The organism is Desulforamulus aquiferis, assembly GCF_030577015.1.
GTDB lineage: Bacteria > Bacillota > Desulfotomaculia > Desulfotomaculales > Desulfotomaculaceae > Desulfotomaculum > Desulfotomaculum aquiferis.
Genome location: NZ_JARPTC010000023.1, coordinates 1 through 13,776 on the forward strand (window position 1 = coordinate 1; position 13,776 = coordinate 13,776).

Genomic DNA, 13,776 nt, shown 5'->3' on the forward strand with positions numbered 1-13,776 from the left:
CTTTAGCTGCTCTTTCTTGGGCCCGTCCCCTTCTCCCTCACCAGTTAATTTTTTAATCCAGCTCATTTTAATCCCTCCTTATTTGGCCTCCACTATCTTAACCTGATCCTCCGGAATGTTATAAAAGTTTGCCACCGTCCTGGCCAGTTCCCTGGCCTGGCTATCATTAATAGGGGTATACTTAGCCTTGTCCTCTCCCCCCCCGGAGCTGGCCCCCACTGTTATGTCCACTGGCTTGACCTTTGATATACTTGTTCCATCCTCCTGTTTATCAGGAGATATCTCTAAGACAATCTCGGTTAGTCTGCCTAGCTCTCGATCATTAGAATTACCTGCTGTTGTAATGGTTGCTCCGGTGACATTCAGGTCCTGCTGCAGTCTGGCCAAGGCCAGTACCTGTTTTTCCAATCCTTGTCGATACTCTTCCATGGCCTGCTGCCTCTTTGTCTCGGCCAGCCTTTGCCCCTGCTCCAGGATTCGTTCCAGGCCTGGTGTCCCTTCAGCATTGCCGGTCATGGCGGGCAAGTCAAACTTAAAATCCTTATTTACCATGCCAGCCCCAGCCTCAAGAACCACCACAATAACCATGAGTCCCATAACCATCTTTACATAGTCATGCATATTACTATTTGGCAGCAGCATTTCTATAAAAACTGCCAGTACAATTATGACGACCAAAACCTGAACCAGTGCCTTGATACCATCCAAATGTATCATCACCCCTTCTTACCGCAGCATGGTCATCAAATCACCCATTCCCACCACAATGGTAATGGCAAAAAAGAACAAAAGTCCCACCGTGGCCACCGCCGCAAAAATACCTAAAAGGCTGTTGCCAAGCCCCGTTAGGCAATCGGCCATTTGCTTGTCCCCCACCGGTTGAATCAATGCCCCTGCCAGCTTGTACACAAAGGCTACCGCAAATATCTTTAGCATGGGCATGATGGTAAGCAAGAAGATGATTATCACACCCATAATGCCAACGGCATTTTTCATAAGTAATGAAGAACCTATGACCGCATCCAGGGCATCGGAAAACATGCCCCCCACCACAGGTATAAAGGCATCCGTGGCAAATTTAGCTGTTCTGATGGCAACCCCGTCAGCAACTGAGCCAGCCACCCCTTTAATGGCAAAGACTCCCAAAAAAACCGTAGAGCACAGGCCCATAACCATCATGGCAGCTGTTTTCATTAAATCTGCCAGCCTGGATATTTGAAATTTCTCCGAAAGATAGCTTAATATATTTAGAATCGCCGCAAAAAAAATTAAGGGAAATACTATCACCTTTATTACCGTCCCAATGGCACTGATGGAACCAAAGATTAGTGGATGGAAGATGGCTGTGGAAGCCACCCCTCCTATGGCAGCCAGCAGGGTTAAGAGTAGTGGCAGCAGGGCTTGCATGAAATGCACCATGTTGTCCACTGCCTCCCGGCCAATATTAACCGCCAGGGTAAAGCTGCCCACTGCCAGGGTAATCAAGGCCAGGTAACTTACCGCATAGGCCAGCTTTCCTGTGGTGCTCTTCTCAAAGGCAGCCATTAAATTTTGCAGTACTGCACAGATAACCGCCAACACCACCAATTTACCCAGTAGAGAAGCATTGGCCACAACCTCTTTAAACAGATACTTTAGGAGACCTGTAAAGATATCTGAAACCTGCCAGTTTAGATCCCCCTTTAAAAGGCTGACCACCATTTCCTTAAGATCCAGCCTGGGAATCGCTCCTTCTACCTCTGCGTTCAGGTTGTTTACAAACTCCTCCAATTTGCTAAGCTCCAGTTCAGCCAGTTGCTCCTCTGGACTTAGACCTTCATCGGCCTGTACAGAAACCGGGGACAGAAGTAAACATAAAATTAAGAGTATTAATATGCTTCTAGGCAACCTTCTCCCCACCTTATGGCACCAGTTTAATCAAGGTCTGCAGCACCGCCACAATAATCGGCACCGCCATGACTAGAACAATTACCTTGGCCGCAAATTCTATTTTAGAGGCCAGTGCCCCTTCACCGGCATCCCGGCAAATTTGGGAGCCAAAGTCAGCGATATAGGCAATGCCCACTATTTTTAAAATGGTGCCCATGTATACCATACTCACATTGGCCTGACCGGCCAAATCCCTTAGCACATTAAAAACCGAAGTGATTTGGGGCATCATGGCAAAGAAAATCATAATACCCGCCGTAATGCTAAGCATCGTGGCCATGGGTGGTTTTTGAACGCGTAAGATTATTGCCAAAATACAAACCACCAGTCCCAGACCCACCACTTGTAAAATATCCATAGACGCCACCTCATTTGTGACAACAGTTAGTTAGAATAACCAAAAAAGTAGAGAACTTCCCCTCTCCTTCCTTAAAATAGCTTGAACACGGATTTAACTTGGTCAAAGAGGGTTCCCATCAGTTGTACCACCCAGAAAAGCACCACAGTCAAACCACCCAGGGTGGCCAAAATGGCATAATCATCCTTCTTGTACTCCTTAAGCAGGGTGCTTAATACAGCGGTCAAAAGGCCAACCCCGGCGATTTTAAAAATAAGGTCAATATTTCCCATTTCACTCTTCCCCTTTCCTAAATAAGGATCAGCACTAATGTCAGTCCGCCCAGGAAGCCAAGATAGTTATATACCTTGGTGTTTTTGATAGAAGCATCCTCAGCCTTGGTCTGTTCCAGCTTTAACTGTTCCTTGGCCAGCATCAGATGCTTAACTTGATCCTCCCGATCCGAGACCCCAAGGCTGTTTCCCAGTTCCAATAAAATAGAACGATCGATTCGGCTGAGGGCGGATTTGGGATAATACTCACTCAAAGCAATTTCCCAGGCTTCACGGGCGGTGATACCCCTCATGGTCATAAGTTCCTGGGCCGCCCGGTTAAATAACAGGGCCACTCTGGTATCACATCTCTCGGAGACACTGGCAAGGGCATCGGGCAGGGGGGTAGCTCCATAGGAGATCTCGGTCTCCAACAGCTGCAGGGCATTTTGCAGCGCTCTGATTTCCCCAGGCCTGCGACTATAAGCACTGGCCACGGTTAGGCCTATTAAGGTACAAGAAAATACCACTATAATTGCACCCAGTAGCTTTAACAAAGTCTCACCCCCAACGACCCCATGGTATGGCCGTCAATAATATCTTCCACCGTTCCAACACCCCGGGATCTTCCCAGCAACACAAAGCGTTGGACCGCCTTTATTTGAAATAGATACTGGAGGGCCGGTCGATCAGCCAGTTCCTCCAGGGAGGAGCCGTGAATGGTGGTCAGCACCTTTACACCCGCGTTAAAAACTTCCTCCAGGGCAGCCACATCCTCCTGCCGGCCAATTTCATCCGTCGCTATTATGTCCGGTCCCATTGAGCGCAGCAGCATCATCATGCCGGCAGCCTTTGGACAAGCATCCAGCACATCAGCCCTTGGCCCCAGGTCCCTCTGGGGTATACCCCTAAAACAGCCGGCTATTTCTGATCGCTCGTCCACCACACCCACCGTTACTCCCTTAAAATTCAGCTCTGGCACACCCTCACTTAGTCTCCTGACCAGGTCCCTTAAAAGGGTGGTTTTTCCGCAGCGGGGTGGTGATATCAATACCGTATGATAAAACCTTCCCTCCGGTGAAATGAGATAAGGCAGGACTTTGTTTGCCACCCCAGGCACTTCCCGGGAGACTCTAAAATTGAAACCGGAGATGTATTTTATGTTTTTGACCCTGCCTTGCTCAGTTAGAACCTTGCCGGTAATACCCACACGATGGCCACCCTGGAGAGTAATAAAGCCATTGCGCAGTTCTTCCTCCAGTGCATATAGGGAACTGCGGCTTATAAGCTGGGTTACCCTCTCCACATCCCCGGCGTCTACCTGGTAGGCCTCAAGCTGTTCAGCGGTCACAGTACCCCTATAGGTAACATAACAATCTCCATCTGCCAGACCCAGCATAAGGGGTCGTCCCTGACGTATGCGAATTTCTTCCACCGTATCCTTTACGGGATCAGGTAGGTCACTAAGCATCTGCCTCAGGTTTATGGGCAGCAGATTCAATACCTCATCAAGGGCAGAATTATTTATTGCTTCGGTTCTAGTTATTACTTGTCTTATTGGTTTCAAAGAGATTGTCCCTCCCCCATTAATATAGATATTGGACAAAGCTCCAATTTATACCAATCTTTAGCTTGTTTAAGACACAAAAAAAGAGTGCCCTTGGCACTCAAAATTTCATTACTTAGTTGTAATTATCACAGTATCATCCACCAGCTTTAGCTGGCAGCCAAATTCTTCGGCTATGAACCTTAGCGGCACAATGGTCCGCCCATCCTTAACATAGGCAGGAACATCGATGTCCTTGACTAAGCCGTTTACTGAATATTTCTTTTCACCTATAGTCATGATAATGTAACTATTATCCTTGCTGATGTGCACTTCCCGGTCACCCACAAAGGTAACCTTGCAGCCCAGAGCCTCAGTCAGGTTTCTGATCGGTACCATTGTGCGCTTATCCTTGATAAAGGGTTTAACATCAAAATTTATATATCTTCCGTCAATTACAACATCAACCTGTTGCTCCAGCCCTGGAAAACCAGTTATTTTAGCCTCAGGCTCGGGCTGGGACTCGGCTACGTTTAGCTCATTAAAGTCGATGCTGTTTGCGGGGGTCAGTACCGGCACAGCTATTTGTACATTTTTATCCACCTGGGCCTTTGCCTTGCTGTCCAGCTTTACATCCAACAGGGGAACTGCACCATTCACAGCCTTTATTACAATCTTTGATTCAGAGGAGGCGGCATTATTTGACTGACTGTTGCTTCCGGTGATCCCAACGGTAATATCCATGGACTGGGGTTGAACTGCTATCTCAGCCATCAGATTGACAAAACCATCGATGGTTTCACCATTTCTTTTTTGTTCTACCTCCATAATTATACTGCCGCTTAATGCTGGATTATTTTTAAACTGTAGGGTTAAGTTCATTTTAGTTGTGCCGTTGGTTCCCTTGGGTGTTACTAAAGAAAAGGACTCCAGCTCTAGTGGAGAAGCCGCCAGGATTTCTTCAACTTCTCCAACTAACGGGGGAAAATCTCCCTTTGCAATGCTTTCCTTTAAACCGGCCAGGATCTCAGCTTTAGTTTCGTCGTAACTCTTAGCAGGCATTCCAACGGAATATGCCGAGGAGCTAGCCTTAGCCACCGCACCGGCAAACCTCTCAGGTTCAGCCTTTATCCTATGGGTTACCGCAACAATTAAATCCTTTAAATCACTTTGCTTTAGACTAAGCTTAACTTGATCACCTGTAGTGCTAAAGTATTTATCGGGAATAGCCTCAAGGGCAAATGCAAAAAGTTCTTTATATTGGGGTGGGATTTGCTGTCCATTGGAGGTTGCAAGGGTAGTCCATATTCCGGCCAATTCAGGTGCATCCAAATAAACATACTTAGGTAAGTTCTCAGGGTAGTTTCCATCGGGCTTTATATCCTTCATTAGTTGGATAAAATCACCCGAGAATATGATCTGAGAGCCAGTTATATATACTTCCCCTTGATAGGACTTTCCCTGTAAGCTAAGCTTCCAATTAAAAGCCATTAGCTCAGCCGGGGTATTAAGCTTATAATCAAAATTTAGTTCTGCTCCCTGGACCTTTGAAAGGGCCGGAACCATCATTAAAAGACTGCCACCAGCCCTATCAAGCTGGTATTCACCAGAACCAACGGAAGTTTCTGACATCTGCTTCTGTGTCTGGGAGCCACCCGAGTCTAACTTATTAATCAGTGCTTGTTTCTCCGCTGACAGGGTCTGGGCCCCCGCGGGCAGGGCCATGGCCAGCCAGAGCATAACCACCATGGTATAGACAATAATTTTTTTCATAATCATCCTCCTTATAATTAACTTGGTAAACAAATTTTCAGCTATCTTTTATCAAGAGTCTCAACTTATACGATGCTCCCGAAGGCACCCAGTTATTGTTAAACAACCCTTATGCCAGTGCCCTTAAATTAAGACCTTCTACATTTTATATTCATTTTCCTGTATTAGAAGAAAAATAAGGACTTTAGTCACAATGTTCCAATAAATAACTAGAACCCGCATAGATTATTACGCGGGTTCTTAAAGCCTATTCCATATCGAAGGGCCAACCTTCCATGCCGCCCTCCATAAACTTAACATCCTTAAAGCCGGCGCCCTCAAGGATTCTGGCTGCCTCATAGGCCCTGGAGCCCATTACGCATACGGTGACAATTTCCTTATCTTTGGGAACCTGATCCAGTTTATATCTCAGGTCACCCAGGGTCAGCTGCTGTACCCGGTTATCCTCGATATTGCGCATTACAAATTGCTGGGGTGTCCGTACATCCAGCAGGAGGAAGTCCTCGCCCCGCTCCAATTTTTCCTGAACTTCCTTGGCAGTGTAGGTCTTAGCCACACCTTCCAGCTTGTTCTTAACAGTATTGCCGGTATGCACCAGGGGATCAATAGGCGTGCTAAAGGGAGGTGCATAGCCTAAATCAAGGTTAAGGAGATCATCCAGGGTGCCGCCGTAATAAAGCATGGTGGCTACCACATCAATACGTTTGGCCAGTTCTCCCTTGCCAATGCCCTGGGCACCAAGGATTTTCTTGCTGCCCTTTTCAACAATAAGTTTCAGTAATACCTTATTGCTGGCGGGATGGTAGTGGGTCATATCAAAGGTGGATACCAGGGCTGACTCTATATCATAGCCAAGATCCAGGGCCTGTTTTTCCCCCAATCCGGTACGGGCTACATTAACCCCCATGCAATGCAATACACCGGTGCCCAAAACACCCTTAAAGGTGGAGCTGCCACCAGTAACGTTATCACCCACTACCCTACCCTGACGGTTAGCATAGGTAGCCATCGGGGCAAGTACTTTCTTGCCTGTTAACAGGTGAGTGTTCTCAACACAATCGCCCAGTGCATAAATATCGGAATCACTTGTCTGCATATATTCGTTAACTACAATGGCTCCTGTCTCACCAATGGTAATCCCTGCATCCCGGGCCAGGCCGACATTGGGGCGAACGCCCACGGCCAGAATTACAGCATCGGCATCAATGGCACCTTTATCGGTGATAACCTTGGTTACCTTGCCGTCTTCTCCCTCTAGCTTCAGAACCCTTTCACCAAAGCGGCCTTCCAGTCCCTGTTCATAAAAATTCTTGTAGAGGAGTTGGCCCATGTCGGTATCTAAAATACCGGGGAGCAGTGTATCTCTAAACTCCACCACGGTGACGCTACGTCTGGGATTAAAAACCGCATCCACTGCTTCCATCCCAATAAATCCGGAGCCGATGACAACCACATCGTTTACTTCCCCGGCATCCATGGCCTGCTTAATGGCTGAAGCATCGGTGAGATGGTTTAGCCGGTAAACACCCTTTAGGTCAAGATTTTCTATGGGAGGAGTAATGGGGTTAGAGCCGGTTCCTAGTACCAGCTTATCATATTCAAAGACAGTTTCTTCTCCGGTATCCACATTGCGGGCAGTTACCTTTTTAGCTGCCCGGTCGATGGAAATGGCCTCCATACCGGTCAGTACATCAACACCACGCTCATTTTTAAAGAATTCCGGGTCACGCTTTACCCCGTAGGCAGTCGAATACAGGTGATCAAAATCATGAATTTGGCCAGAAAGATAAAAAGGCATGCCACAACCGGCATAGGATATGTATTTACCCTTTTCTAATACAGTAATTTGAGCATCCGGGTCCAACCGGCGAGCCCGGGCCGCAGTTTTCGGACCTGCAGCTACACCGCCAATAATAAGTATTTTCCTGGACATACTTGCTCCCCCATTTCTTGTCAAAATATCACATTTATATTATAACTCCAATCTTAGAACAGATTCAAGACATGTTCCCCTGTTAATACCATTAACAATTCGTATGACAGATAATATCTTAATTAAAAATGGTGTGCCACCCTTTGGAAGGCACACCTCACCTAATCTAATGAATGGTTTTACCCATAGCCGCTGCCACCGGCTCCAGGGAGGCCATAAGTTGGCCAAAGAGCTCGGGATCAAGGGACTGGGGACCGTCACAAAGGGCCTTGGACGGGTCAGGATGCATCTCCACCAGCAATCCGTCCGCCCCTGCCGCCACCGACGCCAGGGACATAGGCACCACCAATTCCCGCTTGCCCGTGGCGTGGCTGGGATCAACAATAACCGGCAGGTGGCTTAGGCCTTTAACCAGGGGTACCGCACTTAGATCCAGGGTATTGCGGGTATAGGTCTCAAAGGTTCTGATACCCCTCTCACAAAGAATAACATCCTTATTACCTTCAGACATAATATACTCGGCAGCCATGAGCCATTCCTCAATGGTGGCTGAAAGACCTCTTTTCAGGACAATTGGCTTGCCGGACATTCCTGCCGCCTTAAGGAGTCGGAAATTTTGCATGTTTCTGGTGCCAATCTGTAATATGTCAACATAGTCCCTGGCAATCTCCAGGCTATGTTCATCTATGACTTCTGTCACAGTTACCAAACCGGTGGTCTCAGCGGCTTCAGCCAGCAGTTTAAGTCCTTCTTCCTCCATACCCTGGAAGCTATAGGGAGAGGTTCTGGGTTTGAAGGCGCCTCCCCGCAGCAGCTTTGCACCGGCAGCTTTAGCAATACGGGCGGCTTCCAGAAGCTGCTCCCGCCCTTCTACGGCACAGGGGCCAGCGACTATGGCCACTTCATTACCACCAATGGTGACATTTTTTATGCTTACAACAGAATTTTCTTCCTTTACTTCCCGGCTGGCTAATTTGAAGGGTTTCATGATGGGGACCACCTTTTCCACTCCAGGCATGGCCTCCAATCCCATGGCCTCAACGGCCCTTCTGTCGCCCATGGCTGCTACAACCGTCCTCTTCACCCCATGAATTACCTGAGTACGACAACCCATGGCGATTAATTTGGCGTCCACTTCCGCAATTTGCTCTTCACTGGCCTGGGGTAACATTACTACAACCATAAATTCATCCCTCCAATATGATTTATGCGAATCTTAAATAAGGGACGAAAGTCGCATACTTCCGCGGTACCACCCTTTTTGGCCCAAAGGCCCAACTCTACCTGGGTACGGGAAATGCCCACCTAGTGTCGGACGGCAGTTAAAAGCAAATAAAAAAGACTTCTCACCCTAATAGGGACGAGAAGCCTTAGCTTTCCGCGTTACCACCCTAGTTGATCTCAAAAATGAGATCCACCTCACACAAAGGTACGGGAACAAAGTCCGATACCCCCTTCCCTGTAACGTGGGAAATTACGGCCTAGCCTACTTTATTTCAGCTGGCATCTCCGGAGGGAACTTCAGGCAGCCATATCTGGAAGTGCTTGCAGTCGGTGACACTTCCTCCCTGTGAGACTGGGTCTGACTTACTTTTCTCCTTCATAGACATTCAAGGTTGTAATATGACTCTTATTGTAAACCTTATTGTTAGCTTTGGCAAGAATAAACATAATAAAAAAATGTTTATTTACCCTAAATTTTAAAGGCAGCCCATAGGCCGCCTAAATATTAAAAGTCGTTGTGATTATCCCTGCTGTTGTTCTCCAACATTTCCGGTTCGTCCCCACTCATAAAGGCATCATCATTAATAAATACTACCTCATCACAGTTAGGACAGGTTACCTCAATGATGTCCTCATCTTCTAAAATACCCGAGTGAAACATTACCGTTTCCCCACAGCCGGGACAATCAACCTCTACAAAATCTTCTTCATCTTCTTCCTGGCACTCACACTCATAGATATCGTCTTCCAAAGAGTACAGATCTTCATCAATGGTCTCTACATAATCCTCCAGCTGTTCCTGGGCCTCTTCCAGACCCTCTACCGTTTCAGCAAAATCATGCAGTACATCAATGATACCAGCAAACAACCGGCCCTCTTTGCTTTCCGCCGACAAATCCATACCTTCTGCCAGGCCTTGAAGGTATGCTACCCTTGCTTTCAAGCTATCCATGGTTCTAACCCCCTTTACTTTGTGTACCCGAGAGTAACACTACTGTATTATTCCTCAACAAAGGGGGTTTTAAACATTTTATGGCAATATTTAAGCTCTCTTTACATAGTTGCCGTTGCGGGTGTCAATTTGCAGTCTGTCACCAATGTTCACAAAGAAGGGTACTGTTACCACTGCGCCGGTTTCCAGGGTAGCAGGCTTACCACCACCGGAAGCGGTGTCACCCTTGATACCAGGGGCAGTATCAACAACCTCCAGTTCAACCACGTTGGGCATATCCACACCGATGATGGTTCCCTTAAAGCTTAAGAGGGTTAGATTCATATTCTCCTTTAGCCATTTGATGGCATCACCCAGGTCAGACTTAGATACAGCATATTGGTCATAGGTTTCAACATTCATTACGTTGTAGCTTTCACCATCATTATAAAGATACTGCACCTCTGCCCGCTCAACCCTAGCCGGATTGAGTTTTTCGTTAGGGTTGAAGGTTCTTTCAATTACTGCTCCGGTACGAACGTTTCTCATCTTGGTGCGCACAAAGGCAGCGCCCTTGCCAGGCTTAACGTGCTGGAAGTCAATAATCTGATAAACATCATTGTCAATTTCAACTGTCAGTCCAGTTTTAAAATCACTTGTAGATATCACTGGTTTCGCCTCCTAATACTAGTTTAAACAGTTAATAATTCTTTCTTAGGTGAAGAGGTTAGAATTTCACAGCCTTCTTCCGTTACCAAAACACTGTCCTCTATACGCACCCCGCCCCAGTCAGGCAGGTAAATGCCGGGTTCAATGGTAACCACCATACCCGCCTCCAGAACCGTTTCATCATTGGAGGCAAGTCTAGGTCTTTCATGAATGGCCAGCCCCACACCATGGCCGGTACTATGGCCGAAATACTGACCATAGCCCCTCTTTTCAATAACACTGCGGGCGGCCCTGTCGACCTCCCTGGCAATTACTCCCGGCCTTACGGCTGCAAGCCCGGCCAATTGGGCCTCCAGCACGATGTGGTAAATCTCTTGCTGCTTTTGGTTAGGCCTGCCCAGTACAAGGGTGCGGGTCATGTCAGAATTATATCCTTTGTAGACACAGCCAAAATCCATGGTCAGGAAATCCCCCTCCTGCAGCACCCGATCACTGGCCACCCCATGGGGTAGTGCCGACCTTGGTCCCGAGGCCATGATGGTGTCAAAGGCCAAGGACGAAGCACCCTGCCTACGCATGAAAAACTCAAGTTCAAGGGCCAAGGCTGATTCGCTCACCCCTGGTTTTATCTGCTTTAATATATGACTAAAGGCCAGATCACCGATATGCATTGCCTGACGGATCAAGGGTACCTCCAAAGCATCCTTTACCTTCCTTTGTTCCTCAACCAATCCTCCGGCAGGTTCCAAGTCAATTCCGGCTAACTTATCCTTTAAGTAGGCATACTGTTTAACGGTTAAATAATCTTCTTCAATATAAAGCTTATTTATTTTATAATTCCTTATCACTTCGGAGGTTACTCCAAGGGAAGCCTGTTCTACCTTAATAGTATTAAAATGGGCAGCTTGAGCTTTGGCCTGTTCAACATATCTAAAATCGACAAAAATATCTGCTGTCTCCGGTCCAACAAGCAATGTACCGTCAGTTCCGGTAAAGCCGCTTAGATAGCTCCGGTTTTCCGGCTTGCTAATCAATATATAATTTATCCCCCTGGCAGCCATAAGCTGCCGAAGGACTTCTAATCTGCGAATCAATTAATTTTCCTCCCAGCCTGTGCCAGATGCACCGCCGCCCTTAGCCCAAGCAAATAGCTCTGGGGACCAAGGCCGGAGATCTGACCCACCGCAACGGGTGCAATGACCGAAGTGTGTCTAAATTCCTCCCGTGCATGAATGTTGGAAAGGTGAACTTCCACCAGGGGCAGGTCAATTGAAGCCACCGCATCCCTCAAGGCAATACTATAATGGGTGTAGGCTCCCGGATTAAACACCACCGCTGATACATTTCCTTCTGCAGAGTGTATTTTATCTACCAGTTCCCCTTCATGGTTGGATTGGAAGCACTCCACTTCCACACCAAGCTCTTTGGCCAGTTCCTCTAGCATTTGATCTATCTGATCAAGGGTAGTACCACCGTAGATACCCGGCTCACGTTTACCCAGTCTGTTTAAATTAGGTCCGTGAAGTACCAAAACTTTCATGATATATTACCCTTCCTCCACTGCTGGGGATTGTCAAACCCCATAGTACCGACACACATTTTACCATAAAATAGCTGGTCTTGGAAAGGTGCTAGGTCAATATTTAGTTGCAAAACCAGCATTAGCTGCCGCTTATGGACATAGAAGATATCCGAAGGGTCGGCGCACCCTTGCCGCCAAAAAACTCCAGTTCACTTCCTACAGCATCCACTGCCCCAAGTAAATCCATAATGTTACCTGCTATGGCGATATTTCGGACGGGTTTAGTTAATTCTCCCTTTTCAATCCAGATGCCCGCTGCCCCAACGGAAAAATCGCCGGAGATGGGATTAGCTGTATGCATACCCATTACTTCGGTTACATAAAGTCCGTTTTTTACTTCCTTAATAATATTATTATGTTCCTGCTGACCTGGCTTAATGAAGAAGTTAGTTACCCCCACTTCCGGGGTACCTTTAAAGGTGCCTCTTACACCGTTGCCTGTGGAACAAATGCCCTCCTTGGCAGCAGTATAGGTATTATGCAAAAACCCCTTAAGCTGGCCACCTTGGATTAGCACAGTTTCGGAGGTTGGCACACCTTCACCGTCGAAGGGTGCGGAAGCAATTCCACCGGGCAGCCTTCCATCATCCACAATGGTTACCAAATTGCTGGCCACCTGCTGGCCCACCTTACCGGCAAATAGGGATCGGCCCTTTTGCACTGCCTCACCGGACAATGCCGGTGCCAATAGCCCTAAAAAGCTGGTGGCAATATAAGGGTCCAAAACCACCGGTACCCTTTGGCTGCCCACCTGCTTAGCTCCCAGCATACGCACTGCCCGCTCAGCAGCCTTGCTGCCGATGGCCGCTGGGTCCAGTTCTGAATATTTAAGACCGTATTTTAGGGCAAAACCAGTTTGGCTATCCTCACCCTCCCCAGCCACCAGGGCCAGATAAATACCGCAGTAGGCCCCCTGGTAATGGGACTTCAAGCCTAAGGAATTGACAATACTAACCTCAACCTCAGCATCCTGGTAGGCTGAGGTCTCGATAATCTTCACCCTTGGATCATAGGCTTTAGCGGCCCTTTCCATCTCCTGGGCCATTTTGATCTTCCCTTCTACGGTGGCCCCTCTGATCCCTGGGTCATAGACATTAAGCTCCGGGTACCCACCGGAAACTTTAGGCAAAGTATAGTATTGGTCAGGTTCAGTATTAGAGCCGTTAGCAATGGCCTGTTGAACCACCTGGTCTAATCCGTCATTGCTCAAGCGCGTGGTAAAGGCAAAGCCTACCCTACCTTCGGATATTACCCTCACACCTAGCCCCCGGTCTTCGGCCAGTTTCATGGTTTCCACTTCGCTATCTCGAACCTCTATGGATAGCTCCTTACTGCTAAGCAAATATGCCTCGGCCATGGCAGCACCATTTTGCACAGCCCTTTGCACTGCGTTTTCCGCTATGTTTAAAAATTTTCCGTCACTATTCAACTGGGCATCCCCTTTCCTTACACAATAATTATTCTTGGTATAGGGCGTCTTTGATATACATAACTGTAACTAACTCCCAAATAATTATTTAAATTAAGAAATCTAATGTTAATTATAACCAAAATAAACTAAGAAAAAATACCCAATAAAA

At 47.3% G+C, this 13,776-nt stretch carries 14 protein-coding genes and 1 other annotated feature; all 14 genes read right to left on the reverse strand.

The features are described 5' to 3' along the window. Positions 1–78 precede the first annotated feature (78 nt). The 14 genes from spoIIIAF to P6N53_RS15405 all read right to left on the reverse strand — a co-directional run bounded on the left by spoIIIAF (position 79) and on the right by P6N53_RS15405 (position 13,625). Entirely contained in the window at positions 79–717 is a 639-nt protein-coding gene (gene spoIIIAF / locus P6N53_RS15340; protein WP_304544901.1) for a stage III sporulation protein AF, read from the reverse strand. Positions 718–726: 9 nt separating this feature from the next. Next, positions 727–1,887 (reverse strand): stage III sporulation protein AE, encoded by a 1,161-nt coding sequence (gene spoIIIAE / locus P6N53_RS15345; RefSeq protein WP_304544727.1) that lies wholly within the window; start codon positions 1,885–1,887, stop codon positions 727–729. A gap of 13 nt (positions 1,888–1,900) precedes the next feature. Next, positions 1,901–2,287 (reverse strand): stage III sporulation protein AD, encoded by a 387-nt coding sequence (gene spoIIIAD, locus P6N53_RS15350; protein WP_304544729.1) that lies wholly within the window; start codon positions 2,285–2,287, stop codon positions 1,901–1,903. A 71-nt stretch (positions 2,288–2,358) separates the two neighbouring features. Further along, complete coding sequence (gene spoIIIAC, locus P6N53_RS15355) at positions 2,359–2,559, reverse strand: stage III sporulation protein AC (RefSeq protein ID WP_304544730.1); 201 nt, start codon at positions 2,557–2,559, stop codon at positions 2,359–2,361. A gap of 17 nt (positions 2,560–2,576) precedes the next feature. Next, positions 2,577–3,095, reverse strand: a complete 519-nt coding sequence (gene spoIIIAB, locus P6N53_RS15360) for a stage III sporulation protein SpoIIIAB (protein WP_304544731.1) — start codon at positions 3,093–3,095, stop codon at positions 2,577–2,579. Next, entirely contained in the window at positions 3,089–4,096 is a 1,008-nt protein-coding gene (gene spoIIIAA / locus P6N53_RS15365) for a stage III sporulation protein AA (RefSeq protein WP_441315724.1), read from the reverse strand. Before spoIIIAA ends, spoIIIAB begins: the two co-directional genes overlap by 7 nt. Positions 4,097–4,216: 120 nt before the next feature. Continuing rightward, entirely contained in the window at positions 4,217–5,857 is a 1,641-nt protein-coding gene (locus tag P6N53_RS15370; RefSeq protein ID WP_304544733.1) for a copper amine oxidase N-terminal domain-containing protein, read from the reverse strand. Positions 5,858–6,104: 247 nt separating this feature from the next. Further along, positions 6,105–7,790, reverse strand: a complete 1,686-nt coding sequence (locus P6N53_RS15375; RefSeq protein WP_304544734.1) for an FAD-dependent oxidoreductase — start codon at positions 7,788–7,790, stop codon at positions 6,105–6,107. A 166-nt stretch (positions 7,791–7,956) separates the two neighbouring features. After that, positions 7,957–8,973 carry a 3-deoxy-7-phosphoheptulonate synthase gene (gene aroF, locus P6N53_RS15380; protein ID WP_304544736.1) on the reverse strand — a complete coding sequence of 339 codons (1,017 nt, stop codon included), beginning with the start codon at positions 8,971–8,973 and terminating at the stop codon, positions 7,957–7,959. Between the two features lie 170 nt (positions 8,974–9,143). Then, positions 9,144–9,403 (reverse strand) — a binding site (T-box leader). 116 nt (positions 9,404–9,519) lie between these two features. After that, on the reverse strand, positions 9,520–9,966 hold the full coding sequence (locus P6N53_RS15385) for a CD1247 N-terminal domain-containing protein (protein ID WP_304544738.1): 447 nt from the start codon (positions 9,964–9,966) through the stop codon (positions 9,520–9,522). A 90-nt stretch (positions 9,967–10,056) separates the two neighbouring features. Next, complete coding sequence (gene efp / locus P6N53_RS15390; protein WP_304544740.1) at positions 10,057–10,614, reverse strand: elongation factor P; 558 nt, start codon at positions 10,612–10,614, stop codon at positions 10,057–10,059. A gap of 23 nt (positions 10,615–10,637) precedes the next feature. Next, a complete protein-coding gene (locus P6N53_RS15395) occupies positions 10,638–11,675 on the reverse strand; it encodes a M24 family metallopeptidase (protein WP_373323064.1) in 1,038 nt (345 codons plus the stop codon). A 29-nt stretch (positions 11,676–11,704) separates the two neighbouring features. Then, positions 11,705–12,154 (reverse strand): type II 3-dehydroquinate dehydratase, encoded by a 450-nt coding sequence (aroQ, locus tag P6N53_RS15400; RefSeq protein ID WP_304544743.1) that lies wholly within the window; start codon positions 12,152–12,154, stop codon positions 11,705–11,707. A 121-nt stretch (positions 12,155–12,275) separates the two neighbouring features. Beyond that, on the reverse strand, positions 12,276–13,625 hold the full coding sequence (locus P6N53_RS15405; RefSeq protein ID WP_304544745.1) for a TldD/PmbA family protein: 1,350 nt from the start codon (positions 13,623–13,625) through the stop codon (positions 12,276–12,278). Positions 13,626–13,776 lie beyond the last annotated feature (151 nt).